The sequence below is a fragment of the Kaistella jeonii genome (genome assembly GCF_000812865.1).
Classification (GTDB): Bacteria; Bacteroidota; Bacteroidia; order Flavobacteriales; family Weeksellaceae; genus Kaistella; species Kaistella jeonii.
The window spans coordinates 145,993-172,617 of sequence record NZ_JSYL01000001.1 but is presented as its reverse complement, the minus strand read 5'-3'; the positions used below and the strand labels follow the sequence as shown (position 1 = coordinate 172,617).

At 34.5% G+C, this 26,625-nt stretch carries 21 protein-coding genes, 2 tRNA genes and 1 pseudogene; 3 read left to right on the top strand and 21 right to left on the bottom strand.

The features are described 5' to 3' along the window. Nucleotide 1: 1 nt before the first annotated feature. The 8 genes from OA86_RS00725 to OA86_RS00690 all read right to left on the bottom strand — a co-directional run bounded on the left by OA86_RS00725 (nucleotide 2) and on the right by OA86_RS00690 (nucleotide 7,188). Nucleotides 2-736 carry a DUF72 domain-containing protein gene (locus OA86_RS00725; RefSeq protein ID WP_052257316.1) on the bottom strand — a complete coding sequence of 245 codons (735 nt, stop codon included), beginning with the start codon at nucleotides 734-736 and terminating at the stop codon, nucleotides 2-4. Further along, nucleotides 723-1,331, bottom strand: coding sequence for a hypothetical protein (locus OA86_RS00720; protein ID WP_052257315.1), 609 nt, complete (start codon nucleotides 1,329-1,331; stop codon nucleotides 723-725). Before OA86_RS00720 ends, OA86_RS00725 begins: the two co-directional genes overlap by 14 nt. Before the next feature lie 25 nt (nucleotides 1,332-1,356). Next, on the bottom strand, nucleotides 1,357-1,893 hold the full coding sequence (locus OA86_RS00715) for a type 1 glutamine amidotransferase domain-containing protein (RefSeq protein ID WP_039347328.1): 537 nt from the start codon (nucleotides 1,891-1,893) through the stop codon (nucleotides 1,357-1,359). Nucleotides 1,894-2,027: 134 nt separating this feature from the next. After that, entirely contained in the window at nucleotides 2,028-2,561 is a 534-nt protein-coding gene (locus tag OA86_RS00710) for a ferritin-like domain-containing protein (protein ID WP_039347325.1), read from the bottom strand. 98 nt (nucleotides 2,562-2,659) lie between these two features. Then, nucleotides 2,660-5,182, bottom strand: a complete 2,523-nt coding sequence (locus OA86_RS00705; RefSeq protein ID WP_052257314.1) for a copper-transporting P-type ATPase — start codon at nucleotides 5,180-5,182, stop codon at nucleotides 2,660-2,662. Between the two features lie 60 nt (nucleotides 5,183-5,242). Further along, complete coding sequence (locus OA86_RS00700; protein ID WP_039347324.1) at nucleotides 5,243-5,641, bottom strand: acyl-CoA thioesterase; 399 nt, start codon at nucleotides 5,639-5,641, stop codon at nucleotides 5,243-5,245. A gap of 14 nt (nucleotides 5,642-5,655) precedes the next feature. Further along, on the bottom strand, nucleotides 5,656-6,414 hold the full coding sequence (yaaA, locus tag OA86_RS00695) for a peroxide stress protein YaaA (protein ID WP_039347322.1): 759 nt from the start codon (nucleotides 6,412-6,414) through the stop codon (nucleotides 5,656-5,658). 162 nt (nucleotides 6,415-6,576) lie between these two features. Beyond that, nucleotides 6,577-7,188 carry an L-threonylcarbamoyladenylate synthase gene (locus OA86_RS00690; protein WP_039347319.1) on the bottom strand — a complete coding sequence of 204 codons (612 nt, stop codon included), beginning with the start codon at nucleotides 7,186-7,188 and terminating at the stop codon, nucleotides 6,577-6,579. Between the two features lie 89 nt (nucleotides 7,189-7,277). Here OA86_RS00690 and OA86_RS00685 point away from each other — a divergent pair. Next, nucleotides 7,278-7,350 (top strand) — tRNA-Met (locus tag OA86_RS00685). A 214-nt stretch (nucleotides 7,351-7,564) separates the two neighbouring features. Further along, nucleotides 7,565-7,637 (top strand) — tRNA-Met (locus OA86_RS00680). Nucleotides 7,638-7,903: 266 nt separating this feature from the next. Here OA86_RS00680 and OA86_RS00675 read toward each other — a convergent pair. The 5 genes from OA86_RS00675 to OA86_RS00655 all read right to left on the bottom strand — a co-directional run bounded on the left by OA86_RS00675 (nucleotide 7,904) and on the right by OA86_RS00655 (nucleotide 15,365). Then, a complete protein-coding gene (locus OA86_RS00675) occupies nucleotides 7,904-9,292 on the bottom strand; it encodes a mercuric reductase (protein WP_039347316.1) in 1,389 nt (462 codons plus the stop codon). 381 nt (nucleotides 9,293-9,673) lie between these two features. Next, entirely contained in the window at nucleotides 9,674-11,323 is a 1,650-nt protein-coding gene (locus OA86_RS00670; protein WP_039347313.1) for a phospholipase D-like domain-containing protein, read from the bottom strand. Nucleotides 11,324-11,635: 312 nt separating this feature from the next. Beyond that, nucleotides 11,636-13,384, bottom strand: a complete 1,749-nt coding sequence (locus OA86_RS00665) for an N-acyl-D-amino-acid deacylase family protein (RefSeq protein WP_039347310.1) — start codon at nucleotides 13,382-13,384, stop codon at nucleotides 11,636-11,638. Nucleotides 13,385-13,440: 56 nt separating this feature from the next. Beyond that, nucleotides 13,441-13,809: a hypothetical protein gene (locus tag OA86_RS00660; protein ID WP_039347307.1), complete on the bottom strand. Its 369-nt coding sequence runs from the start codon at nucleotides 13,807-13,809 to the stop codon at nucleotides 13,441-13,443. 248 nt (nucleotides 13,810-14,057) lie between these two features. After that, nucleotides 14,058-15,365 carry a DUF2130 domain-containing protein gene (locus tag OA86_RS00655; protein WP_039347304.1) on the bottom strand — a complete coding sequence of 436 codons (1,308 nt, stop codon included), beginning with the start codon at nucleotides 15,363-15,365 and terminating at the stop codon, nucleotides 14,058-14,060. Nucleotides 15,366-15,582: 217 nt separating this feature from the next. On the opposite strand from OA86_RS00655, the pseudogene OA86_RS16140 reads away from it, so the two are divergent. Continuing rightward, nucleotides 15,583-15,783: pseudogene (locus OA86_RS16140) on the top strand (hypothetical protein); the annotation flags it as partial. Nucleotides 15,784-15,883: 100 nt separating this feature from the next. On the opposite strand, the gene OA86_RS00650 reads toward OA86_RS16140, so the two are convergent. The 8 genes from OA86_RS00650 to OA86_RS00615 form a co-directional block, all read right to left on the bottom strand. Next, complete coding sequence (locus OA86_RS00650; RefSeq protein ID WP_039347302.1) at nucleotides 15,884-18,043, bottom strand: prolyl oligopeptidase family serine peptidase; 2,160 nt, start codon at nucleotides 18,041-18,043, stop codon at nucleotides 15,884-15,886. Between the two features lie 379 nt (nucleotides 18,044-18,422). Beyond that, nucleotides 18,423-19,604, bottom strand: coding sequence for a hypothetical protein (locus OA86_RS00645; RefSeq protein WP_039347300.1), 1,182 nt, complete (start codon nucleotides 19,602-19,604; stop codon nucleotides 18,423-18,425). A gap of 245 nt (nucleotides 19,605-19,849) precedes the next feature. Continuing rightward, nucleotides 19,850-20,677, bottom strand: a complete 828-nt coding sequence (locus tag OA86_RS00640; RefSeq protein ID WP_039347298.1) for a type 1 glutamine amidotransferase — start codon at nucleotides 20,675-20,677, stop codon at nucleotides 19,850-19,852. Between the two features lie 39 nt (nucleotides 20,678-20,716). Then, nucleotides 20,717-21,823 carry a carboxylate-amine ligase gene (locus tag OA86_RS00635; protein WP_039347295.1) on the bottom strand — a complete coding sequence of 369 codons (1,107 nt, stop codon included), beginning with the start codon at nucleotides 21,821-21,823 and terminating at the stop codon, nucleotides 20,717-20,719. 110 nt (nucleotides 21,824-21,933) lie between these two features. After that, nucleotides 21,934-22,893 (bottom strand): ATP-grasp domain-containing protein, encoded by a 960-nt coding sequence (locus tag OA86_RS00630; RefSeq protein ID WP_039347292.1) that lies wholly within the window; start codon nucleotides 22,891-22,893, stop codon nucleotides 21,934-21,936. Nucleotides 22,894-22,963: 70 nt separating this feature from the next. Continuing rightward, nucleotides 22,964-23,677 (bottom strand): alpha/beta hydrolase-fold protein, encoded by a 714-nt coding sequence (locus OA86_RS00625; protein WP_039347289.1) that lies wholly within the window; start codon nucleotides 23,675-23,677, stop codon nucleotides 22,964-22,966. 56 nt (nucleotides 23,678-23,733) lie between these two features. Continuing rightward, nucleotides 23,734-24,945 carry an ATP-grasp domain-containing protein gene (locus OA86_RS00620; protein WP_039347286.1) on the bottom strand — a complete coding sequence of 404 codons (1,212 nt, stop codon included), beginning with the start codon at nucleotides 24,943-24,945 and terminating at the stop codon, nucleotides 23,734-23,736. Between the two features lie 144 nt (nucleotides 24,946-25,089). After that, the gene (locus OA86_RS00615) at nucleotides 25,090-26,505 is read right to left on the bottom strand and encodes a leucyl aminopeptidase family protein (RefSeq protein WP_052257313.1); all 1,416 of its coding nucleotides are present in this window, start codon (nucleotides 26,503-26,505) and stop codon (nucleotides 25,090-25,092) included. Between the last annotated feature and the right edge of the window lie 120 nt (nucleotides 26,506-26,625).

The window sequence follows — 26,625 nt, the reverse complement described above, 5'->3', positions numbered from 1 at the left end:
TTTATTGCAATGTTAAAATCCGCCGCAATTCCAGAGCATTTTTGATCCCTGCAATTCCCCAGGTATTATTAAAAAACATATAAGAAGTTCCCTCAAATCTTTTTATTTTTTCAGCAATGATTTGTAGCTCTTCTTCTGAATATTCAGATTTAAAAAGTACCGGAACACCGTGAAGCCGGTAATAAAGAAAGTGATCATTGTTGATCATCACTTCATCCGAAATATCTTTTGGAAAACTGACTCCCGCAAAAATAATTTTATTTTCCTGAAGCTTTTTTAATACTTTGTCATTCCACCAACTATTGTGTCGAAATTCCACAACATTCAAATAATTATCATTAACTGTTTGAATTAATTGCTCCAAATTTTCATCAGTAAAATGATAAGATGGAGGCAGTTGAAACAGAAACCCCGCGAGCTTTTCCTTTAATCCTGAAGAAATATGTTCGCAAAAGGCATCAGTATCTTCTTTGGTATTTATCAATTTCTTTATATGCGAAATGGTCTTTGGAATTTTAATGAAAAATCTAAAATCTTTTTCCGTTGATCCATACCATTTTTCAAGCGTTTTTACAGTCGGTCTACGATAAAAGGTCGAATTAATTTCGACTGCATTAATTTTGGTGGAATAGTAGGAAAGATATTCTTTAGACGGCAATTCTTCCGGATAAAAATAAACTTTCCAGGATCTTTCTGTAAATCCAGAACATCCGATGTAATGCTTATTTTTCATCATTTTTGATCAACGCTTCTGTTAAAGTTTTCCATTCAAATTTACTTCCCAATATAATTGCATTAACAGAAACCGCTATGTTTCTGGCTTTTTCCAAGAGCGTTAAATGTTCTGTATTTGGAATTTCATTTCTGCCATGAACTTCCGCTGTAGTTTTATTTCCGTCTCTTTTAATGAGGACATTTGAGGTGGCATTATCTCTAAAGAAATGAGAGATTTTTCCATCTTTTTTATCAGGATCTTCACTTGGTCTAAGTTTCATGTAAACCAGTTCTCCGTCAGCAAACTGCTCTTCTTCGATAAGTTCAATCCGAACCCAATCAAAAGTATTTCCGGTGGGATTATACAGCAATGGAAGTTTAATTTTTATATAATTATTGACAATAGGTTGTTTGAAAATTACTTTTCCGTTGTTGTCACAAAGGGAAAATTCCGCACCAGTTTTTTCAGCAAAAAAATACCAGGAATTAATATCAAACAATCGCTTTCTCACTTTATCAAAATGAAAAGCAGCTTCAGCAACCGTTTCAAATTCTACTTCTGAAACGTTATCGCTGAATCCACCTTCAATTTGCTCAGGAATTTTGTTGTTCATCATCAATCAGTTTTATCCTTTGTTTTTTCTACTTGCTGAATTCTTCAATAATTCTTTTATTAAACGCCGGCAAATCATCTGGATTTCTACTCGTCGTCAAATTACCATCCGTGATTACTTCTTCGTCTTTCCAAATTGCACCGGCATTTTTTAAATCGGTTGAAATTGATTGATACGAGGTCATGGTTTTTCCTTTTACGACATCAGCTTCAATCAAGGTTTGTGGACCGTGACAAATCGCAGCAACAGGCTTGTTAGCATCAAAGAATGACTTTACAAATTTAACTGCATTTTTATCACTTCTCAAAGCATCGGGATTGATGACTCCACCAGGTAAAAGCAATCCGTCATAATCGCTAACATTCGCTTCTGATAGTGTTTTATCAACGTTCACCGGATCGCTCCATTGATGATCTTTCATGCTTTTAATTTTTCCGGCTTTCAACGAAATAACTTCCACCGTTGCGCCAGCTTCTTTTAAAGCTTTGACTGGACTTTCTAATTCCGATTGTTCGTAACCATCTGTTGCAAGAACTGCAATCTTTTTATTTTCTAAGGTATTCATAAATTTTATTTGGAATATTAAAAACAGAAATTGTGCCTTTACGATCGAATTAAGATTTATTTAGGAAAATTTCTAAAATTTTTAACTGTTATAAAAATGCTCATAAAAAAAGCGGTTATAAAACCGCTTCACAATTATTTTGCCTTGATGTTGATTTCTGATTTTGCTAATTTGGTCAAATCCTTATCACAGGTTTTTTCCTCTCTCAAAGTTTCGAGAAGAAGCTGTAAAACATCCTTATGTCCAAGTAATTTCGCATACGTCGCAAGTGTTCCGTAAGAAGCGATTTCATAATGTTCTACTTTTTGTGCGGCTGCGATGATTCCTGCATCTCTTACTGCACCCGGTTCAGTTTCTTTGAGGATTTCTTCTGCCTCTTTTAAAATACCGTTCATTGCTTCGCATTTAACGGCTTCAGGTTTTAATTTTAATGCTTTAAATGCTTTTTCTAAACGCGTGACCTGTACTTTAGTTTCGGCTAAATGTCCATTTACAGCATCTGTTAATTTTTTTGAAGTCGCATTTTTTGCCATCTTCGGAAGATTTTTTACAAGCGCTTTTTCAGCCCAATATAAATCTTTCAAACCATCGATCATAAAGTCTTTCAGTTGATCTGCTGCATCTGCTTTTGGAGCAACTTTTCCTGTCTTTGTTTGTTTCTTTGCCATAATTTAAATTTTTAATAGATTTTTCAAAACCAAAAATATGCCAAAAATCTACCGGCAAAATATTGACAATTCACCTTTTTTATTATTACGAGAAACTATTAATCCTTAATATTTAAATCGACATTATTCAATCGGAGGGAATTTAAAATAACAGAAACCGAACTGAAACTCATCGCTGCAGCCGCAATCATTGGACTCAACAGAATTCCGAAAAAAGGGTAGAGCAAACCTGCTGCAATGGGAATTCCAAGCGTGTTATAGATGAAGGCGAAAAAGAGATTTTCTTTAATATTTTTCAATAATTTTTCACTTAAAATTTTCGCTTTTGCAACTCCCAGAATATCACCCTTCAACAAAGTGATTTGCGCGCTTTCGATGGCAACATCAGTTCCGGTTCCCATTGCGATTCCCACGTTAGATTGTGCTAAAGCTGGAGCATCATTGATTCCATCTCCTGTCATCGCTACGATTTTTCCTTCACTTTGTAGTTGTTTTATTTTCTCCAATTTATCTTGAGGAAGACAGTTTGCAAAATATTTTTCAATTCCTAATTCCTTCGCAACAGCTTTTGCGGTATGTTCATTATCACCCGTCATCATGATGACTTCTACATTATTTTTTTGAAGAAATTGTATGGCTTTTTTTGAACTTTCTTTGATATTATCTGAAAAACTTAAAATTCCTAAAAACTCAGTTCCTTTAGCCAAAAAAGAAATCGTTTTCGCTTTATCTTCATTTTCCGTGATTTTCTGTTTTAAAGAGGCTGGAATTTCAATATTAAATTGCTTTAATAGAGAAGAATTTCCGAGGAAAACCAATTCATTATCAATGCTTCCTTTTATTCCTTTTCCGGAAATATTTTCAAAGTTTTCTACTTTAAAAAAATCTTGATTTTCTTTTTTAAATTCATTCAAAACCGCATTGGAAAGTGGATGTTCAGAATTTTGGTTTAAAGAAGCTGCTAATTTCAAAACTAAAGATCGATCACTATTTTCAACAGCGATCACTTCATCTAATTTTGGTTTTCCTTCTGTTAGCGTACCTGTTTTATCGGTAATTAGAACATTTACTTTATGCATTTGTTCAAGTGCTTCCGCGTTTTTAATAAGGATTCCGTTTTTGGCGCCTTTTGCAATTCCGACCGTTAAAGCCATCGGTGTTGCCAATCCAAGAGCACATGGACAGGCGACAATTAAAACTGCAACAGCGTTGACCAAAGCGTAAATTAAAGCATTTTCACCGCCGAAAATTCGCCATAAAATAAAGGTCAAGACTGATATTCCTATGACCGTAGGAACAAATATTTTAGAAATTTTATCTGCTAATTTCTGAATTGGTGCTTTGCTTCGGCTCGCATCATTCACCATTTTAATGATTTGGGAAAGCAAGGTTTCATCACCTACTTTTTCGGCTGTCATTAAAAAGGTTCCGTTTCCATTGATTGTTCCAGAAGTTACTTTCATTCCAGATATTTTCTCCGTCGGGATCGGTTCACCTGTGATCATGCTTTCATCAACGGTCGAATTTCCTTCTGTAATTTTTCCGTCCACAGGAATCTTTTCTCCTGGTTTTACTCTTAATAAATTACCGATCTTAACTTCCGAAAGCGAAACTTTATTTTCAACATTATTGATGATTAAATTGGCTTCATCGGGAGAAAGATTCATGAGTTCTTCAATCGCTTTTCCTGTTTTTTGATGTGCTCTTGCTTCAAGCATTTGACCCATAATAACCAAAGTTAGAATTACACAAACCGATTCAAAATAAAGCGGTGTTTTTCCGCCATGGGAAATTTCGTGCGGTAATATTTCCGGAAAAAATAAAGCAAGTAAACTGAAAAAGAAAGCCGCTGCAGAGCCTAATGCAATCAAAGAAAACATGTTCAAATTCCAAGTTTTAAAGGAAATAAAACCACGTTTCAATAAGAACCAGCCTGCATAAAAAATAACCGGAATCGATAATGCTAATTCGAGAAATCCCTGCGTTTGATGAGAGAAAGGAAATTCGAACCACATTCCGCCCATTGATAAAATGAACACAGGAATGGTGAAGATTAAAGCAATTAAAAATTTATTTCTTAAAAGTTTATAAGTGTCATCATCAGAAGTTTTTTCTCCTTTTTCCAGAATTTTTACGAGATCCATTCCACAAACCGGACAACCGACATTAGAATCATAAACCTTGTCACCTTCACAAAACATTGGACAGTAATATTTCCCCGCATTTTTAGATTGATTAATATTTGAAGGTTGTGAAGTGTCATGAGAATGCGAATGGTTATGAATATTATTTTTTACCAGTTCGGGAGTAATTTCTTCCAAATGCATGTGACAAACGGGACAACCAACATCAGAAGAGTATGTTTTGTCGCTTTCGCAAAACATAGGACAAAAATATTCTCCTATTTTATTCTCGAAATTTTCAGGTAAATTCGTCCTCGAATAAGTTTGCGGTTTATTCTGATAATCAGCTCTTTCTTCGATAGGAACCAGATACATATTGCAGACAGGACAGCGTTTTCCGGGAACGAAATATACTTTTTCACCTTCACATTCCATTGGACAATAATACACGGAACTTGGTGAAATTCTCTCGGAGGGAGGAATATTATTTTGAGACATTTTTGTTGATTTTTTAATAGGTTTTTACCTTACATTCAGTAAACCTTCGATTTAGAGAAGTTATTCTTCCTGATTTTTCAGACGGTCTTTTATAAATTCGATCTGTGTTTTTCCATGTTCTGTAGGTTTTCCATCATTATCAACGCCTACAAAAACTAATTTATCGATAGTGATAATGGTTTGTCGCGTCATCATATTGCGAACATTACACGCCAAAGTGATAGACGTTCTACCAAAAGCGATGGCTTCAATACCAATTTCTATAATATCGCCTTGTTTTGCGGAACTGATGAAATTAATTTCTGAAATAAATTTTGTCACGCAACGTGGTGTCTCTAATTGTACAATGGCGTAAAGCGCAGATTCTTCGTCAATCCACTGTAATAATTTTCCTCCAAATAAGGTTTGATTGGGATTTAAATCTTCAGGTTTAATCCATTTTCTGGTATGATAGTTCATTTTTTAATTTTTAATTATCTTGTAAAAACAAGTTTTGTTTCTGTAGAAAGTTCTTCGTCGATGCGATATTTTTCGAGATTAAAAGCTTTAACTTCTTCTAAAGTTTTAACATCGTTTTCAGCACAATATCGAATGACTAAACCTCTTGCGTGCTTAGCATAAACGACGATTGTCTTCAGCTTACCTTCCTTATAATTATAAAATTCAAAATCGATTACGGGCGCTTTTATTTTGGTTTTATCAATGACTTTAAAATATTCCTTACTGGCTAAATTCAGGACGACGTCTTTTGATTTTAACTCACTGTTGAGTTGATCTGTAACTTTATTTGTCCAGAATTCATAAAGATTTTTATGGCCATCAAATTTAAATTTACGACCCATTTCTAAGCGGTAGAGCATAATTCTATCAGAAGGTTTCAGCAAGCCGTACAAGCCGGAAAGCATTCGGAAATTTTTCTGTAAATATTTTGTGGATTTCTCGTCTAAAGACTGAGCATCTAAACCCCGATAAACTTCACCGGTAAAAGCCATTAAAGCTGGTGCTGCTTCTTTTGAAGAAGGTTTTGAATTCCAGTTTTGATTTCTACTCCAATTTTCATCGGCGAGTTTTGAAGAAATCTCCATCAATTCTGAGAGATATTTTGGTGATTTATGTTTTAAGGTGTTCTGAATTTGCTCGGCTTCATGAATAAAATACGGTTGAGTTGTTTTTAAAAACGCGCTCGTATTTTCGATATTCATAAGTTTTGCTGGTGATGATAAAATTTTCATTTCTAAAATAATTAAAAATTTATTGTTATAAAGATGTTGTGAAGGAATCGTAATCTGCGTCCCGACCTGAATGGAGCTCTTATTTGTGGAACATCGTGAAGCAAATAAAGCGGGAATGGAGGGCGGAAAAAGACGCCCAAATAAAAAATAAAAAATAATAAATTACATTTCGCCTTTCCCCTGACGTAAAATTTCGGGTTCACCACTGGTTAAATCTACGATGGTCGAAGCAACGTTGTCACCATAACCGCAATCGATGACAATATCGACCAAACTGTCATATTTTTCTGCAATTAGCTCAGGATCAGTAGAGTACTCAATGACTTCATCATCATCTTTAATGGAAGTGGACGCAATTGGATGACCCAATTTTTCAACAATCATCTGTGGAATGATATGATCTGGAACTCGAATTCCGACCGTCTTTTTTCCTTTGTAAGCCAGCGGTAAACTTTTGTTGGCTTCTAAAATAAAGGTGAAAGGACCGGGAATATGAGTTTTCAAAAAGCGAAAAATAGAAGTGTCGATTGGTTTTGTAAAGTTTGAAAGATGGCTTAGGTCATTACAAATAATGGAGAAATGGGCTTTATCTAATTTTATTTTTTTGATCTGTGCTAATTTTTCCATGGCACGAATGTCAAAAATATTGCAACCCAAAGCATAAACAGTATCTGATGGGTAAATAATGATCCCACCATTATTTAAGGATTTAACGACTTCTGCAATTAGGTTTTGCTGTGGGTTATCAGGGTATATTTTAAGAATTTTTGCCATATACAAATTTAAGAAAAAATAGGTGAATAAACATTTTTAAGAAAAAATTTGGAAGTTATCATAATAGTTGTACATTTGCACCACAATAACGCGGGGTAGAGCAGTAGGTAGCTCGTCGGGCTCATAACCCGGAGGTCGCACGTTCGAGTCGTGTCTCCGCTACTAAGTAAAGAGAATCATTAATTTGGTTCTCTTTTTTTGTGGGGTTGTGTTAGGGTTTTGGGGACTAATGACCAAGAATAAAAATGGGAGAATAAGAAATCATATTGAATACTCTTGTAGGAAATCAATATAATAATTACTGTAAATTATTTACCAATTACTATGATTTATGAAGAAAGTGATCTAGAAATGTTGTATATTTGCACCATAATAACGCGGGGTAGAGCAGTAGGTAGCTCGTCGGGCTCATAACCCGGAGGTCGCACGTTCGAGTCGTGTCTCCGCTACTAAATTAAAGAGAATCAAGAAATTGGTTCTCTTTTTTTTTAGTTTCGGGGGGATTTTATGTCAAAATTTATTCATTTTTGATATGAATATTTTTATATTAGTGTAAATCATTTTGCATACTTTCTTTCAAATTTTTGGAGAAGTGCGTCATTATTAATTATGATTCGGTACCAAATCATTACCTAACAGATTTTAAATTAAGAATCGTGAACAACTGGAATTAGTGAATCAGTATTTGTTTTAATGATTTCTTCGCTTCAAATAATTACTTGTAGAGTTCTGTAAATAAGGTATTAAGCGATTCGGAATAAGTTGGATGCGAAAATATCGCTGTTGCCAAATGTTTTCCAGGAATACCACCTTCCATCGCCATTTGAATGATAGATGCTATTTCTCCGCCTTCGCTGCAAACGATTGCGGCTCCCAAAATATTTCCGGATTCTTTATCTACAATTGCCTTCCATAAACCTTGTGGTTTGCCATTTTCTATTCCACGCGTGATTCTTTTTCCCGGAATTTTGATCACAGAAAAATTCAAGCCTTTTTTGCGGGCTTCAGTTTCAGATAAGCCAACGCGCCCTAATTGTGGATCGGTAAACATGGTATAAGGAACGATTCTTCGTTTTGTAGAAGCGTTCCCTTTTTCCAGAATATTTTCCCGAATAATCACAAAATCATTGTAAGCAATATGGGTAAATTGTGGACCGCCATTAATATCTCCTAAGGCATAAACACCTTTAATATTGGTTTCTAGTTTGTCGTTTACTTTGATAAAACCTTTTTTGTCTAACTCAATTCCAGCAGCTTCGGTATTTAAACCATCTGCATTTGATTGGCGCCCAGTAGCGATCAGAAGATGAGTGCCACTCACTTTATCATTTTTTCCCTGCTTGCTATAAGTTACGGCAATTTCTTTAGGAGTTCCCTCTATCTTTTTAACGGAAGCATTGAGTATAAAAGTAAGACCTTCGTCTTCCAGAAGTTCCTGCAGAGAATTTGCAATATCGAGGTCTTCATTAGACATGATCTGTTCAGAAGTTTCAATGATTGTTACTTCGCTCCCAAAACGACTGTACATTTGTCCCAATTCCAAACCGATATAACCTGCACCGATTACAATTAACTTCTTCGGAATTTCTTTTAATTCTAGAATACCTGTGGAATCGTACCACTTCACGTCATCTAATCCTTCAATTTTCGGAACGGCTGGTCTGGAACCGGCATCAATAAAAATATAAGGTGCCGTAAATTCTTGCTCTTCACCATTGATTTTTTTAACGATCACGGTTTTTTCTCCACTAAAAGAAGCAATTCCATAAATCAATTCTAAATTTTCAGCCTCGGAAGTTCTTTTTATCAAACCCTCTTTGGAATCATCAACAATTTTATCTTTTCTTTTTTGTGTAATGCTAAAGTCAATTTTAGGATTTGAAACTGAAATTCCATGTTTTGTTGCCGTTTTAATATCATGCATCACCTTTGCAGAAGCAATCAATGTTTTTGTTGGAGTACAGCCGACATTTAAGCAAACTCCACCGAGTTCAGCTTCAGATTTTTCGATCATTACCGTCTTCCAACCAGCGTCAGACAATTTTTGAGAAAGCGGTTTTGCGGCTTGCCCAGAACCAATTATAATTGCGTCTCTTTTTATCATTTTTATTTTTTTTGTTTAATAATTTAAAAAATGTGTAATGATCTCATAAAGCTCCAATAAATAAAGATGATAATTTTAATATTTATTAATCATCATGGGATTTAATACTTGATTATTCTAAGTAAGGTAAGACTTTTTTTGGAGAAGATATTTACGATAAGAACCATCTGTTACGATATTAAGTTTTTAATAAAGCGAAAGTCAAGCCGAATCTTTCCAGAAGTAATATGGAATTGCTTATTTTAATTCTTGTTCGATAGTTATTGCTTTGAAAATTGTTTATAAAGAACCTCTTTATTAAGTTTTTTTACGGTTTGTGAAGGATCTTTAAAATAAAAAAAGCCAAACAAATCGTTTGGCTTTTCACTCTATTTTTAAACGCTACTGTTTAATTATCTTAATATTACTCTGTCCTAAAGAATTTGTAATGCTAATGAAATAAACTCCAGCAGGTTGCATTGTTAAATCAATGCTTGTACTGTTGAAGTTAGAAATGTTTTGATGATCAATTCTTCTTCCGGTTGTATCATATATTCTTAGATCTGTATTTCCAGCGATAATTTTGTCGCTTTTAATGTAAAAGATTCCATTACTTGGATTAGGATAAAGTTGATATGGAGTAAATGCTACTGCATTATTTGCTACTCCTAGTGGCGTGATAATTGTTCCTCCAGATAATTTATACAAGTAAGCAAATGCCTGATAATATTGATTGGCAATATTTAAGTCATGCACAATTAAAGTATTCTCGTCATTTTTATTTTCAGCAGAAGAACTCCAATTATGAGATCCTACAAGAACTAAAGGATCAGAGTTGCTGTTATAGTTGTCGACCACCATAAATTTGTGATGCATTACTCCACTTGTTGTATCAGTTCTAACTTGACTCGTGCTGATTCCGGCTTGTAACGCAGCTTTTTGATTCCCTTGTGGATTTTGAGTGTCCATGATCAGTTGCGTAGAAACGATATCATTAGAATACTTCGCAATGATAGTAGAACTAATATCTGATCTGGTAATCAACATCGCTGCAACATCAATGTCCGTATTTGCACTATTGATTGCATTAATTATTTTACCAGTAGTTCCATCACTTGGGCTAAAATAACTATTGACAATCTTTCCGCCAATGTTATAAGTGTGTGGTGTATTATCAATTTTATAGGGACCAAATCTTGAATTTGAATAATCCGGTATTGCAGTGGAAGAACCCCACATTTCTTCAAACTCCATTTGATAACCCAACGCTAACGATTGATCTTGAATGACAATTGCACTGTTTTTATCTGGCCCATCGATTTGTGCCACTGTCCAGTTGGTAGAGCCTGTCCAAACTACAGGTTTATTTGAATCACTAACATTCGCATCAAAAATCACAAATTTATTGTGCATGATGCCGTAATTGGAATTATTCGGACTGGCTATTCTTGGTATTGAACTGTTTAATAATGGGATCATCGTACTACCTGTACTTCCATCATAAACGATTCTCACTTGCACGCCTCTTGCAAAAGCACTGTTGATTGCACCTGCAATTCCGGTAACAGAACTAGGAGAATAGGAGTTGTAAATAGCAATATCCAGTGAAGTATTACAGGCATTTATGTAAGAAATCAGCTTGTCGTCTAGTTGGTTTCCAAGATTTACAGCATTTTGTCCCTGGCTGTAACTGGTATCGACTGGATGATTAAAATAGACGTTGATGGTACCGGATGACTTTGATGGAGTTGCGATATAACTTGTTTGAAAACCAGTGTTTTCGCCTTCTAATAGTTGATAATCTAATTTAATAATTGAACTTGGTTCTGTATTTTTTAAAGAATAGATAAAACGGTTATCATCAATATTATTTAATGAAACTTCTCGTTTATCGAGCCCAGAAAATGCTTTAGCGATGACCGGATGATCAAACTGTAATTCGATGGTATTTTCGTGATAGGTAATTTTGAAATCTCTTTCCTTTGAGGAAATCTGTCCAAAAATTATAAGGCTTTGCAGAAAAAATAATGAAAATAGTAAATTCTTCGTCATAATTAAATATTATTAATAATTTTGTAAAACTACAAAAATTATTAATGTTAAAGAAGAACGGTTTTATGTATTGTATCATTTAATAACATTGATTTGGAGGTCTATTATTTCCTCATCATCAGCTGTAATTCAGTATACTTAAAGATGTGGTTTTTTGTGTGATAATATATTATGATTGTCAAAAACTTACTCGTCACAAAAGTTTTCGTTTTGAAATTGAAATGCAACAGAGGAAAAGAAACGTCTTTTATTTGGATTAAAAGATTTGTACCTACAGAACATTATTTTCAATCTATCAAATTAATTGTAGTCTTAAGAAACTTTCTCTAAGAATCTGCCATATTTCTCTGATTTAGCATAATTATCTACAAACTTTTCCTTTTCAAAAATTATTTCACCACCAACCAAAACCATTGCCACTACATTTTCATTTCTGTTGACTAATCTTTCATAGTTTCCAAATTCTTCAATAGCATCAAGTTCGACGTTTTCCCTAATATTATTAAAATTTTTCGGATCGATGATGACTAGATCTGCGACTTTTCCTTTGGCTAAATATCCACAATCGAGATTAAACCAATCTCCCTGTTCCTTTGTCAGTCGCCAAATACATTTTTCCATAGTCATGATTGGATTCCCTATATCGATGGAGTCCTGTACTATTTTAATCATTTTTAAAGGAAAATTGTAGAACGCCATATTATTAAGATGTGCTCCTGCATCTGAAAAACTGATTAAATTATAAGGGAAATTATAGAGAGACTTGTACTTTTCCTTCCTGTCATTCGCAATAGTGGTCGTCCATCTTATTTTTTTATCATACTTAATAATGGTGTCTAGGAATACATCTACAGGGTGTTGATTTTTTTCCTCCGCGACCTGGTAAAAGTTTTTTCCTATTAATGTTTGATCCGGACAGTCAATAATGACGGCTTTACTTAAATCTTTGTGCCACACTTTTGGCGCGAATTTTTTCTTTATTTCTTTTTTAAAATTCTCTCTAAATTCCGGGTCTTTAATGAGTTCATCTCTTTTATCCAGTTCTTTTGCAAGATCCCGAAGCGCTTCACCACTCGGAAATTCTTCGAACATCACCGAATCTACACCATCATAATAAACCGTAAAAGGACATGGCGGCGATTGCATCCGAAAATCTGCTTTTCCTAAAACATTGATCGTTCTGGAAGCAAACGCGATAAAAGGATAAATATACCGATCACCAATCAGATCCATCATCGCAATCATTGTCGTTTTAAGAGGTTTTCGGAAAACACCAGTACTTGCGAACATATAATTAAAAGCATTCACTCTCGTAACCAGATTAGGCGCACCCTGAAGAATCGCATCTCTTTTTCTCAGCAATTCGATTAAGCTTTTTCTTTCTTTCCAGGAGGAGTAAAAAGACGGAGTTTTATGAGACCAATATTTATTTCCATCCATTTTGTCCCACGGATTATCCATAGTTGATAAGCCTATAAATCCAGCATCTAAAGCATCACTCAGCATATTGAACATCTGATTTTCTTCCGCTTTTGTCGCGGATTCTCCATCTTTTAAGGAACGTTCGATTCCCATCGCTTTCATTCGAATATCAGAATGTCCAATAAAAGAAGCGACATTGATTCCTAAAGGCAATCTATTGATGTACTCTTTCCATTCCTTCGGTGAAGTCCAGGTTTTTTCCTTTTCTAAAAGCGGCAACATCACTTCTCGCGGAATAGCTTCAACTCTGGTAAATGAATCCGCCGTATCTTCAGGATTATTGAAAATAGCAGAGACGGAGCAGCTTCCTAAAATAATCGTAGTCACGCCATGTCTTGCAGATTCTTTTAAACCTGGAGACGCAAGAACTTCCGCGTCATAATGCGTGTGTGAATCCACAAAACCGGGAACGATCCATTTTCCGTCTGCTTCAATAATTTTTAAACCTGATTCATCGAAAGAATTGCATGGACCAATTTCTGCAATTCGACCAGATTCATCGATTAACACATCTTGTTTTAGAGCTTTCTCTTCCGGCATTCCAGAAAAAAAAAGTCCATTCTTTATAAGTGTTTGCATTCTTGTTTTGTAATTATTTCCTTTAAAATATTAGCTCCGGTCCATTTTTTATAAAATCACTTTATATAACTCTTGATCCGTTCCGTTAACATCGAAATAATCCTTCTGTTATATTCTTTATTTTCCAAAATATAGTTTTCCAATTCTTCCGAAGAGAACATGCCAATTGTTATTCCGATGAAGGTATTTTTGAGCACGATATCTTTCTGAAGACTTTGTTCGATAAAAATTCGTTTCTTATCCTTGCTCAAAGCCTCAAAATCTGTTTTTTGCCGAACGATATAAGCTTTAAATAATGCGAGATATAAATCATTCTGCAATTTCAAAACTGGGCGTAACGTCTGATTTTGAAACAATTCTATCGGAGTGCTTAATTCTAAAATTAGTAAATCTAATGTTGGCCTTAAATCTAATTTGCTTGTCATTTTAACGAACGTTTTGGATTATGTATAAACAAAAATAGCCATTATTTCCCCAAATCAGGAGTAAAAAGTAAAGTATAAACTAATCGATACATTGCATCATCAAATAGGCAAATCACCAAATCATCACATCAAAATTTTCTTACATTTGAAATATGAAAATTCTGCACACCGCCGATTGGCATTTGGGTAAATATTGGATTGTTTTTCGAGATTAGAAAAGATACTCTTGTAGAATGAAGAATTTTAGTTTAAGAATCGATTTGATTAGTTGATTTATCTTCATTTAATTCCGAAAATTTTACGCTCATTGTAGGATTTCCTTTGGTCAATTTTTTAATTGTTAAATCGTCGGATTTATTATTTGCAATTCGTAAATTATTAACGGAAGCTAAGAGTGAATTTTTTGTTTTCTGCAAATGATCCATTGTTTTATCAATTTCATCAATCGCGGTTTTAAATTGCCGACTTGCTAATTCATAATTTTTCGCAAAACTTTCTTTAAAAATATTAATATTTTCTTCAAAATTGGTAATATCTATGTTCTGATTTTTTACCAAAGCGAGTTCTGCTTTTGCCTTCAACGAATTCATTGCGGCATTTCTCAGGAGCGTAATCATCGGTATAAAAAACTGTGGTCTAATAACATACATCTTCGGAAATTTATGAGAAGTATCTACAATTCCGCTATTATAAAGCTCGCTTTCTTCTTCTAATAAGGATACTAAAATGGCATATTCACATTTTTTATCGTTTCGGTCTTTATCGAGTTTCTGGAAGAAGGTTTCATTTTTACTTTTAGTGGAAGAATTTTCCTCCTTATTCTTCATTTCAAACATTATTGAAATAATCTCGTTGCCAAATTCATCAGATTCTCGGTAAATATAGTCGCCTTTGTTACCACCTCTCGCATCATTATCTTTTTCAAAATAAGAATTTCCAAAAGCGGTTGCTCGTATTTTATTAAACTCAACTTCGCAATGTTGTTCTAAAGTTTCTCCAACTAATTTTGTTGATAATTTTGAACGGAAATCTTTTAGTCGTACAATTTCTTCATCTTTATAAGTAAGTTGAAAATCATAATTTTTCTTTAAATTATCTTTTTCATTTTTATACTCATCTCTTTCGTCCGCAATTACCTTAACTGCTTTTGAAACTGCCAATTCTTTGTCTGTCGCAAAATTGGAAATCTGTGATTTTAAAGTGGATAAATTTGTACTAAAATCACCTTTTTGTTGAGCAAGTTCTAAATCTTTATCACTTTTCAATTTCAAAATTTCTGCATCTTTATCGGATTTTAATTTGGAAATTTCGTATACTTTCTCGCTGCTCAACTTTAAAATTTCTGCATCTTTTTTTGCCATGTTACTCTCAAATTCATTTTTTAGCTGAATATGAGCCAGTTTAAAACCAGAATCTTTCTCATTAATTAAAGTCTGCAATTTTTCTGAAACATCATTTTTAAATTCCTCATCGCGAACTTGTTTTAGAATATTGGCGAATCCTGCTTCATCAATTTTAAATGCAGTTTTGCAATTTGGGCAGATTATATCTTTCATTAGTTTGAAATTTAAAGCGTTTTAAAAGTGTTAATATTTATTTTTTAAAATATTAATTTCAAAGATACATAAACTGATTTCTTTTTCAAACTAGATTTTGACAAGCAATAGTTTGCAGTAGAAACATTAAAACACTTTAGAATATTCCAAAATTTAATTCTAAAAATCTTTTTCCACATAAAATGCTTCAATTTTCCCCAGCGAAAACGCAGAACAAAATTTCCTCTTTATCGATGAAGGTTTTGGCATACAAGATCCAGAATCGGTTCAGGTTGTTTTCGAAACTTTATTAAGCCTGCAAATAGAAAATCGAATCGTAGGAATTATTTCTCATGTGTAAGAATTGAAAGAGAAGATGCCTGTTTCTTTGAATATTACGAAGGATGATGAAAGAGGAAGTTTGATTGAAGTGGTGTAATATTTTAAAATTTATACGTTCAAATATTTTCCGTAGCCAAAAAAAAAGCCAGAAAATTTTTACATTTCTGGCTTTTATTATCATTAAATCTAAATTACTATCATTTGCTTTTTTTCACTTGAAAATCCGGATGACCGCATTGCCACATCATAAATGCGTATTGGTCTGCAAAATTGGCATACGTAACTTCCTTATCTTCTGTGAAATGGCCGTTATCATAATTAACTTTGAGTAAAACAGGTTTTCCGGAAGTAGAAGCATTTTGTAAAGCTGCAATAAATTTCCCTGGTTGCCATGCAATTACTCGAGGATCATTCCAACCAGCAACGCCCATTACTGCGGGATATTTTACGCCATCTTTTACATGCATCATTCCATCCATTTCAAAAAGTGCTTTAGATTCGATTTCGTTTTTTACAGTTCCGAATTCAGGAATATTTACGGGACCATTTGAACTGAATTCTGCCCTCATTGCATTTCCGAGACCGACATTAATAACAGCCGCGGCAAAAAGATCAGGCCTTTCTGTAATTGATCTGCTGATTAAAATTCCTCCCGCGCTTGTTCCTGTTCCCGCTAATCGATCTGCTTTGGTAAAACCTTGAGCAATTAGATATTCAGCACACGAAATAAAATCTTTCCACGTATTTGGTTTCGTAGTTTTATAACCAGCTTTGTACCATTCCTGACCTTTTTCACTACCGCCACGAACGTGAGGAATTGCAATTACGACACCTTTAACAGCCAAAGAATACAATCTCGTCGCAAATCCGGGAGTCATGCTAATTCCGTAAGCTCCATAACTTTCCATAAAACCGACATTGGAACCATCTTTTTTAAGTCCTTTTTTATAAATGATGGATAAAGGGATCATTACGCCATCATGACCTTTTACGTTAACTTCTTCTACCACTAAATTTTTATATTCTTCCGGGTAATTTGCGGGTTGATTAAATGGACTTTTTATAAATTGATCGGTTTCTGCATTGTAAAGCATTTCGGTAAACGGCTTGTTCCAGGAAGTCATTCCGATGATGAAGTCATTCGATTTTGTAGCTAAACGCTGAACATTCACAGTTCCTTCATAAGGCAATTTGATAGGCGACATTTTATTAGTTTTCGGATCGTATTTGAATAGGAAATTATGAAGTCCATCGCTGTAACTTAAGATTATATAATCCTTGGAACGTGTAACACTTTCTAATGTCATCGCTTGATTTGGAGCGACAACTTCTGCATTATTCCAATCCGGATTTTGAAGGCTTGTTGAAACGAGTTGATAATTCTTCGCATTTCTATAAGTGATCGCGTAGACTTTATCACCAAAAATTTCTATGCCACGAACAATTTTGTCGTCTGCGGTTGTTAATTTTTTCCATTTAATATTTTTGGAATTAAATTGATCAATGGGCGCATAGTATGAAACCAATTCGTTCTGAACTGAACCTTCTGCAGCGAAAACAAAGTTGGGATTATCTTTATATAAAAAATTAACAGGATATACTTTTGCATCAATTTTTAGAGAAGGATAACTTTCACTACTAAAAAAATCGACATCTTTACTACTATCTGTTTCTAATCGATGCAATTTTGATTTCGGATTTAAACGTGCACTAGGATCTTCATTATCAGCAGATTTTATCCAAGTGTAAAAAAAGGCAGTATCGTCAAATGTCCAGTCTCCAGCTCCGGCTGTATTATTAATAATGTCGCTCAGAAACTTTTTCGTTTTCACATCTAAAACCCTTATAGTAGAAACTTCTGCGCCAGCTTCAGAATAGGCGATCAAAAGTTTCGTACCGTCGTTACTGGGATTAATGGATTGCACCGATAAAGTTTTCCCAGCGATAAAAGTTTGAGGATCAAACAGGAGTTGATCAGGTCCGTTCAGATTATCGCGAAAATAAACTTTACTCACTTTCTCCCCTGGATTTCTCTTCTGAAAAAAGTATTTTCCTTTAGCTTCAACTTCAGAAAATACAACAGCAGGTTGCAGGAGTGCCAGTTTTCGCCATTCCTGAATCAGTTCATCACGACCGGAAATCGTGTACATCACAGAATTTGTGAGATCAGCTTGTTGCTTGAACCAGGAAATAACTTTGGGGTCTTTCATATTTTCAAGCCAGCGGTAATTATCCTTGTAATCTGTTCCCCATAGATTTTCGGTGACTACAATTTTGGGAGTTTCAGGATACTTCAGTTGAGCGTTAAGATGGGCACCGTAAAAAGCCAGTGAAGCCAATAAGATTAATTTTTTCATGAGTAAAAATGTATTATGGTTATCTATTTCTTATTATAAAATTCCTGCATCAATTTTTTCGCAATCACATCGACTGTACTTTAATTTAAGGCTTAGCGATAAGATTTGATTAGAATTTCATTGATATTAATGACAAATTTACCAAAGAACTAAGTTTTAATTTCGGGTGATAACACCGTATTTTAATAAAATTTTATAAACAAATATGAAAAATTTAAGGTTGATGTAAATATTTAAATATCTGATCATCAATTTATTATATTGTATAACAATATTGACTAATCCAATTTATGCGCGTTGAAAGAAATATAGTTTTAAAGATGATCAACAAAAAAACCATCTCAAAAAAGATGGTTTTAAAATAAATTTGATGTAAAGATCATCGCTCTGTAAAAGCAGTTGTCCCGCCGATCCAGATCGCATCTTTTTTGTTGAAATCGACGTTAACCATTGCAGCTTTCGTCATTCTAATTAAATGTTCCATCAATTTCGGACGGTCTGAATTCTCATCCCAAATGTAGAGAAGTCGGATCTCAGCTTTCGAAAATTCTCCATTAATGTCTTCAAATAATGGAGCATATTCTACTTTTCGCTGCAGAATATAATTCTCCCGATCTTCAATTTTTTCTACATCTTCAGAAGTGGGATTTAGATTAACACCGCTTCCTGCAAATGAAAATAAAGGTTTCAATACAAAATCTTCTAATTTTTCAGTTTCCGGAAAATCATTCAGAAAATAACTTTTGGGTACAAATTCGTGCGTTAATTTGGGCAAGATGAATTTGGAAATTTTGAAGAACCAATTCGGATGGGTGATCCATTTTACATCAACTTCTTCGCGGAAATCAAATTCAGTTTTTAAATTGGGAATTTTATTGATCTCATCGAAAATGACGCGGTTATATATTCTTTTAATTTGAATTTTTCGACCGTCTTTTTCATAGTATAATTTTAGTCCTTCCTTTTTAACTTTAGTAAGACAGACGATTTCTATCCCTAATCTTTTTTTGGTCAAATAGAAATCGATATTTGTTTTTTGTTCATCAGGATAAATTTCCATTAAAATTACATTCTCCGGATTTTCGTCTCCCACAATCAGCTCTTTCAGTTCCTCATAATATTCTTCGTCGCTTTTGGGCGTTTTTAAAGGTTTTAAAAAATTATATTCATCTACAAAAGCATTTTGCAATTCTTTTTGAAAACAATATAAAGTAGGGAAGGATTGCAGTTCGATCAACTGCGGAACGATTTCGCCTTTTTCATTTCGACAGATTCCAAAATCAATGGTAAAAAAATGAGGCTGTAGAGTATCATTCGGAACCCTGCAATCATCTGGAATTGCCATATCTAATTCTGCAGGCGACATTTCTTTTATTTGAGAAATAATACTGTCACAAGCACCGTGAAGTTTATCAATAAATTCGTTCGTTAAAAAAATCGGACTTTCAGAAACTCGAAATTGCGGATAAATTCCGCTTTTTTCCTTTAAACGATCCAGAATATTTTGGTATTTCTCCTGCGTAAATTCTGCATTAAACTGTTTTCTGTATTTCGGAATCATAATGTCTTTAATTTAATAAAAATTTAATGTAAAAGAATGAATCTTTAAACTGTAGTGAATTGGCTTAACCACAAAAGGCACAAAAGAGGTACTGCTAAATAATCAAATTAAAGAGTACAAAAAACAAAGAAAAATGCTACAAAATTTTCAGATTTTTAAAAAAATGGAAATTCGCTTTAAAAAAAATGTTTAGGATTTTATGTTTTAAAATTGCCATTTTTCATGACAAATTGCTTACAATAAACTTAAGCCATTTCACATTTCAAAATCTGCTGCGCCGCATACTGTAAAAATCGGGGTAAAATTTGAGCCTGTGTTAAAACGATTTTATCTGGATCGTCCATTCTGTCGATGGTTTCCAAATATTTTTCCATGCCGTAATTTTCGATCATGGCATCGCGATTTTTATCGTCCTTCAAATTTTCGATCATTCCTTTCGGATCTGCTTCCGGATGAAATTGTGTACCAAAAATCTCGTCAGAAAAACGAATCGCCATCACTGCTCGTTCCAGATGAATGTGCGGACGAACTTTTTCAAGCGCCATAATTTTCATACCCATTTCTTCCATTTTTTCCTCATCAGCTTCTATAAATTGATAACCCCTGGAATCTACAGCGTAGAAGGGATTTGGTAAATTCTTGAGAAGAAAATCATTTTCACCTTCTTCGGTTTTATGAATAGGCATTACGCCAAATGAGTAAGATTTTCGCTTGCAAATGTTACCAATATTCCAATGAATACTTGCAACCTGAAAAGAATGACAGACTAAAAATAAAAACTTTTTATCGTCCTGCTTTTTATTATGCTCCCATATACCGTTCAGAAAAACAGCATATTTCTCTTCCCATTCATAGCCTTCTTTATGAGGATTTCCGGGACCTCCGGACGAAATAAAAATATCAAAATCGTCCACGTTCGGAACTTCATTCTTATATCGTACGTCAAAGATTTCTATAGAAACATCCTCATCTGCATTTTCCTTGAACGCCTGAGAGATCTCTTTTATATTTCGCATTCCCTGATTTACATGATGATTATTCATGTCGAGTAGGGCAACTTTAATTCCTTTCATTTAATAATATTTACGGTACAAAATTAAGAAATAATTATTTTACTCAGTAATATATCCATTTTCAGTCTCAGAGATCATGTAATCAACGACCGCTTTCAAATCTCCGGTTTTCTCATAAACCGCCAACTGACGGTCAGCTCCGGTGCCATTTTTCATAATTTCCCACGCATATTCTACTTCTTCGCGGCAACCTAATTCATCTACAACATCATCGATAAATGCCAAAAGTTCTTTAAGCAAATCGGAGTAAGGAACGCTTGTTTCTTTTCCAAAATCAATCAGATGAGCGTGAATTCCATCTTTCGAGGCGCGCCATTTATTTTCGTTAAGCAAAAGCCTTCTATAACTTCTAAAACTTAAATTTTGTTCGTGAAGTTTATATATTTTCGCTACCAAACATTGCATAATCGCAGCGATACAAACTGTTTCTTCCACGCGTAAAGGCATATCACAAATACGGAATTCAATCGTTGGATAAAAAGGATGAACCCGTAAATCCCACCATATTTTCTTGGCATTATCAATTGTTCCGGTTTTGATCATCAAATTAATGTAGGCATCAAACTCTGCTACAGAGCTGAAATAACTTGGAATTCCCGTTCTTGGGAATTTCACAAAAACTTCCTGGCGATAAGATTTAAAACCAGTTTTACTACCGACCCAGAAAGGAGAGTTCGTTGAAAGTGCGTAAACGTGCGGCAAAAAATATCGCATCACATTTTGAATTCTAATACCTTCTTCCCGGTTCGGAATTCCGATATGAACGTGAAGTCCAAAAATCAAATTGGATCTCGCAACATCTCCCAGATCACTCACGATCTTGTCGTAACGATCTGCTTTTGTTATCGGATTATCCTGCCATCTCGAGAAAGGATGCGTTCCACCACCAGAAACACGTAAATTATTTTCGTGCGCAACTTTGATGAGTCGTTTCCGAAGATCGGTGAGTTCAGCTTTAACTTCCTGAATATTATTACAAATACCCGTCTCCATTTCGATAACAGATTCGTGCATTTCATGTTTAAGATTCTCCAGCAAAGTTGCTTTTCCACCTTCAATTATTTTGGAAACATGAGAAACCAAATCACGCGTTTCTACATCAATAATTTGATATTCTTCTTCGACGCCTATAGTAAATTGATGCATGATCTTGTGTTTTATGAAATATTAATAAAAAATTTAAGAAGATAATTTTTGCAGTCAAATAAAATTCAAATTGATTTTATCTTCTTAAATCTAATTTTTTCGACTACATTTTATTTTTTCTTAATGTTGTCTGTGACAAAAGTTCCCCAAGAAATATTTGGTTTTCCTGGAACAAATTCTTTCGCTTTTTCGATAGCGAATTTTGCCGCGTTTTCTACGATCCAGGCAAAATTTTCTTCCCCAACGGAGTTTCGGTCTGCATCTGGAGCTGGATTACAGAAGTCGATGGCATAAGGAATCCCGTCTTTCACTGCAAATTCTACGGTATTGAAATCGTATCCTAAAGCTTCATTCATTTTGATCGTGTAATCGTGAATGACTTTTAGCAGTTTCTCCAGTTCTTTTCCTTCCGTTTGATGCGTGGTCGCATATCTTAAGTGATGCGCATTTCGCGGTTCATAAGGCATTATGTGAACGTATTTCTTTCCTAAACAATACACTCTGTAATAATCCTGGAAAACAATTTCTTCCTGAAGCATCATGACCAATTGTCCCGTTTCACCCAATTTGTCCCACATGTCTTCTGCATTTTCTACACGATAAACACTTTTCCAACCACCGCCATCATGCGGTTTCATATACGCCGGAAAACCTACATAATTGAAAATATAATCCCAGTCATGCGGGAATTTTAAATTTCTAAAAGAAGTTTCGGTCGTGTCGGTCGGTCGGTCGTTACTTGGTAGTAAAACCGTTTTTGGCAAGGGAATTCCTAATTTTGACATCAAGGCATTGTTGAAAAATTTTTCATCTGCACTCCACCAAAAAGGATTGTTCATCACATAAGTTCCGTTCAGTGCTGCATTCTTTAAATATGCTCTGTAGAAAGGAACATCCTGGGAAATCCGGTCGATAATTACAGCGTAACCATAATCGGCTCCTTGCTCCAGTTTATCGATCATCACTGCTTCGGCGACAACTTCACCTTTACCAAGTTCATTAACTTTATCAATGAAAGCCCACGGAAAAGTGTCTTCCATTCCGAATAAAATTCCTACTTTTTTAGCCATAATATTTTTTTATTTTTAATGAATGTTATTTGAATCTTTAAAATTCTTTAAGATCGTATTATTAATGATTTTAACTGAAAAATTTGCCGATGAACATTGGGAAAACCATTCTCCAAAGCGGCCAGTCGTGACTGATCCATTTTCTTTCGTCATACCAGTGACTGATTCCTTTCGAGGCTAAAATTCCCGCCATTTCCTGCGTTTGAGCCAAACAAATATCTTCATCAGAAGTACTCAAAACAATATGCATATGGCTATATTTCCAGGCTACATCATTTTTCATAAATTCCCGCGGACAATTGTAATAAACCTGATCATTGCTGAAACCATCCATAAAATTACGGATCGTAAATGCGCCCGACAAACAGAAGAGATGAGAAACGACATCGGGAAATCTAAAGGCGAAATTTGAGGCATGATAACCTCCAAAACTCGCTCCTGCAACCGCAATACGATGCTCGGAATGTAAAGCTTGAAGATAAGGAACATATTCCTGAATCAAAAACTGCATATACAATTCGTAATTTCTAATTCTTTCGGAAGGATGGATATTTTTATCGTAAAAACTATACTTGTCAATCGTTTCTATATTGTACAATTTTACTTTCCCGTGCTCCACAAACCAATTGATACTCTCATTCAATTTGAAATCGTGGTTCTGCGTATAATCTCCGTTCGAAGTAGGGAACATTAAAATGGGATGACCAAAATGTCCTGTAACTTCTACCTTTAGGCTCATTCCTAAAATGTGGGAGTAAAAATCGGTATGTTCAATTCTCGGCATAAATATTTTTTTTAATTGAAATAAATTGTAATTTTTTTAAAGATAAAACTTTATACTTAAGAACTCGGTTTTGATTTCGGTGGCAGAATATTCAAATGACCTTTGTTGATTTTTTCGCAAGCATCATCTAAAAGCTCCTCTATTCTTTCTTTCCGATCCGATTTATAAACAATTCCTACATGATAATCGAGTGGAAGAAAACGAACCACTTCATCGCACTGAAATTCTTCGCGATCCGGCGATTTTTCTTTTGCTAAAGCGATGATTAATCCAGCGGAAAATCCGGTTGGTTTTGCCAGCTGATAATCTAAACCTTTCAAAACTGCATTTTCAATTTTAGCCCATTCACGCCAAAGATTGATCCCACTTGAAGCTTCTACCATATCCGGAATATGAGCGCCTCCAACTCGGGAAGAAGTTTCCAGGAAATACCATTTGCCATCTTCTTTGCCACGAATAAATTCGGTATGAGTCGCGCCATGATGTAATCCAAAACTTTTTAAAACTTTAGAATTAGCGGCGTCTAAAGCTTTGAACTCCTCAGAATATCGCCCTAATGTTTTGGTCCGAAAAACACCGCCTTCATGGGAAACTTTCATCGGTGGCGACAGATATTGGGAAGCTGAAGTAAAAATAATTTCTTTTTTATAGACCAAACTGTCTACATGGAAAACATCGCCAGGTTTAAAACTTTCCAATAGGTAATAATGGCGTTTGTCTCCTAAATTCTCAATGGCCGGCCAAATCTCTTCTTTTGATTTTATTTTGATAATTCCTGTTGCAGAAGCTTCAGACCGAGGTTTTAAAACCCAGGGCGCTGGATATTTATCTGTAAATTCATTTACGGTTTCATCATTGAAAATAGAGGAAAATTCTGGAGCATCTATGCCGGAATCTTTTGCCATTTGCCGCATAGCCAGCTTATCGCGAAAATAACGGTGCGTCGTTTGGCCCATTCCTGGAATTCGAAAAACCTCACGTACGAGTGCAGCTTTTTCGACATCATAATCATCTAAGGCGATTACTGCATCGATTTTATTTTTTTTGGCTAGATAGGAAAATCCCTGAACAAGATCATCTAAATTCCAGACGGAAGATTCGATCTCCGACATGTAATAAACCTCGTCGATCGCGTGCCACGGCCAGTTTTTTTCTTTGATATTCTCGGAGGTAATGAGGATAATTTTATTGCCCAAATTTTTCATTTCCTCCATGAAATCATAACCCTTGTAATAACAGGAAATGCAGACAATCGTATTCTCCTTCATATAACGAATTTTAATAATTAGTAAATTTTCAGAAAAATAAACAATTTTTTATTAAATAATCAACACTGATTTTTAATAATCGTTCAAGATTTGAAAATCTACTATCAATTATACAGAGAAATTCTCGGATACGCTAATTTTTCCTTAAAAATTTTCCAAAAAATCAAGCAGCAGCTGAACACCATAACCAGTTGCGCCTTTTTCCTTCATATACTGCACGTTGCCAAAAGCAACTCCGGCGATATCAAGATGCGCCCAGTTCGGATGTCCCTCGATAAACTGTTCTAAAAATTTTCCTGCAACAATACAGTCACCAAAAGGTTTTGAAGAAATATTTTTGAAATCGGCAACATCTGATTTGAAATCATCTTTCCAAATATCCCAAAGTGGTAAATTCCATAACCTTTGATTGGTTTTATCACCAGAAGTTTCTAATGATTTTTTTAAATTTTCGTTGTTAGAAAAATAAGCACCACACGTATAACCAAACATTCTTACGGAACTTCCGGTCAAGGTTGCCAGATCAATTAATGCATCGGTCTTATAATTTTTTGACAGGTACGAAAGTCCGTCAGCAAGAGTCATTCTTCCTTCTGCATCTGTATTTAGAACTTCTATCGTTTTTCCATTGTATGCTTTGATAACATCGCTCGGAATATAAGCGGTGTTTGAAATGGCATTGTCGGTGATCGGTAAAATCGCAATAATGTTGACAGGAAGTTTCATTTCCGCTGCGGCAATTAAAGTTCCAATGACAGCAGTTGCGCCGCCCATATCGGATTTCATATAATGCAGATTTTCTGAACCTTTGATAGAAATTCCACCCGTGTCAAAAAGTACACATTTTCCGACTAAGCCAACAGTTTTTGCTTCTTCATTTTCTGATTGATATTCTAAAATGGTGAAGGCTGCCTCCTGTGAACTTCCCTGATTCACGGAAAGAAAAGCACCTAATCCAATTTCTTCTGATTTTTTACGATCGAAAACTGTTTGTTTAAAATTATATTTCTCTGCGATCTCGTTTAAAAATCCTGAAATATGCGGAACTCTTTTGAAATTTTGCGGCTTATTCAACCATTCCATACAGGCAAATTGGCCTTCGCAAACGGCTTGCGCTTTTAATTTCAGATCACTTAATTTTTCTTCTGAAATTGAATTAATTATTAAGTTAAATTCAGTATTAAATAGTGGATGTTCAGCTTTAAATGGATACGTATATGTTCCTAAATATAAGCCTTTTACTACATATTCAATTTGAATGTCATTGAGACCTTTAACTTCCAATAAAGTATTTTCTGTCTGAATTTTTTTTCTAAAATCATAAGAGAATTTTGAAGCGATTGCCTGTATATCAAAACTTTCCGGGTTTGTTCCTAAACCAATTAAACACTGAATTGAATTTTCTTCCGCGATCACAAAAGTTTCGTTCTTTTTCGCCGAAAAGAGAGGTTTCATATTTTTGCTAAAATTTTCCTTTTCAGTTTGCCATTGCTCTTCCGTAAAAAAAGAAAATTTCTGATTTATTTCTTTTGATGAATTATTGATGAGATTTATTTTCATTATATATTAAAATTTATTGAGACGTTTTAATTAATTTTAAAAGTAATGTTTTTTTTAAATAAAATCAAATGGTTCGTTGTTTTGAACTGAATAAAACTTTAGATTTTAAGATTGAATCTT

What these genes read in the sequence shown, in the direction of transcription:
- OA86_RS00725 (WP_052257316.1), bottom strand. Translation starts at nt 736, where the DNA reads ATGATGAAAAATAAGCATTACATCGGATGTTCTGGATTTACAGAAAGA.
- OA86_RS00720 (WP_052257315.1), bottom strand. Translation starts at nt 1,331, where the DNA reads ATGATGAACAACAAAATTCCTGAGCAAATTGAAGGTGGATTCAGCGAT.
- OA86_RS00715 (WP_039347328.1), bottom strand. Translation starts at nt 1,893, where the DNA reads ATGAATACCTTAGAAAATAAAAAGATTGCAGTTCTTGCAACAGATGGT.
- OA86_RS00710 (WP_039347325.1), bottom strand. Translation starts at nt 2,561, where the DNA reads ATGGCAAAGAAACAAACAAAGACAGGAAAAGTTGCTCCAAAAGCAGAT.
- OA86_RS00705 (WP_052257314.1), bottom strand. Translation starts at nt 5,182, where the DNA reads ATGTCTCAAAATAATATTCCTCCCTCCGAGAGAATTTCACCAAGTTCC.
- OA86_RS00700 (WP_039347324.1), bottom strand. Translation starts at nt 5,641, where the DNA reads ATGAACTATCATACCAGAAAATGGATTAAACCTGAAGATTTAAATCCC.
- yaaA (WP_039347322.1), bottom strand. Translation starts at nt 6,414, where the DNA reads ATGAAAATTTTATCATCACCAGCAAAACTTATGAATATCGAAAATACG.
- OA86_RS00690 (WP_039347319.1), bottom strand. Translation starts at nt 7,188, where the DNA reads ATGGCAAAAATTCTTAAAATATACCCTGATAACCCACAGCAAAACCTA.
- OA86_RS00675 (WP_039347316.1), bottom strand. Translation starts at nt 9,292, where the DNA reads ATGATAAAAAGAGACGCAATTATAATTGGTTCTGGGCAAGCCGCAAAA.
- OA86_RS00670 (WP_039347313.1), bottom strand. Translation starts at nt 11,323, where the DNA reads ATGACGAAGAATTTACTATTTTCATTATTTTTTCTGCAAAGCCTTATA.
- OA86_RS00665 (WP_039347310.1), bottom strand. Translation starts at nt 13,384, where the DNA reads ATGCAAACACTTATAAAGAATGGACTTTTTTTTTCTGGAATGCCGGAA.
- OA86_RS00660 (WP_039347307.1), bottom strand. Translation starts at nt 13,809, where the DNA reads ATGACAAGCAAATTAGATTTAAGGCCAACATTAGATTTACTAATTTTA.
- OA86_RS00655 (WP_039347304.1), bottom strand. Translation starts at nt 15,365, where the DNA reads ATGAAAGATATAATCTGCCCAAATTGCAAAACTGCATTTAAAATTGAT.
- OA86_RS00650 (WP_039347302.1), bottom strand. Translation starts at nt 18,043, where the DNA reads ATGAAAAAATTAATCTTATTGGCTTCACTGGCTTTTTACGGTGCCCAT.
- OA86_RS00645 (WP_039347300.1), bottom strand. Translation starts at nt 19,604, where the DNA reads ATGATTCCGAAATACAGAAAACAGTTTAATGCAGAATTTACGCAGGAG.
- OA86_RS00640 (WP_039347298.1), bottom strand. Translation starts at nt 20,677, where the DNA reads ATGAAAGGAATTAAAGTTGCCCTACTCGACATGAATAATCATCATGTA.
- OA86_RS00635 (WP_039347295.1), bottom strand. Translation starts at nt 21,823, where the DNA reads ATGCATCAATTTACTATAGGCGTCGAAGAAGAATATCAAATTATTGAT.
- OA86_RS00630 (WP_039347292.1), bottom strand. Translation starts at nt 22,893, where the DNA reads ATGGCTAAAAAAGTAGGAATTTTATTCGGAATGGAAGACACTTTTCCG.
- OA86_RS00625 (WP_039347289.1), bottom strand. Translation starts at nt 23,677, where the DNA reads ATGCCGAGAATTGAACATACCGATTTTTACTCCCACATTTTAGGAATG.
- OA86_RS00620 (WP_039347286.1), bottom strand. Translation starts at nt 24,945, where the DNA reads ATGAAGGAGAATACGATTGTCTGCATTTCCTGTTATTACAAGGGTTAT.
- OA86_RS00615 (WP_052257313.1), bottom strand. Translation starts at nt 26,505, where the DNA reads ATGAAAATAAATCTCATCAATAATTCATCAAAAGAAATAAATCAGAAA.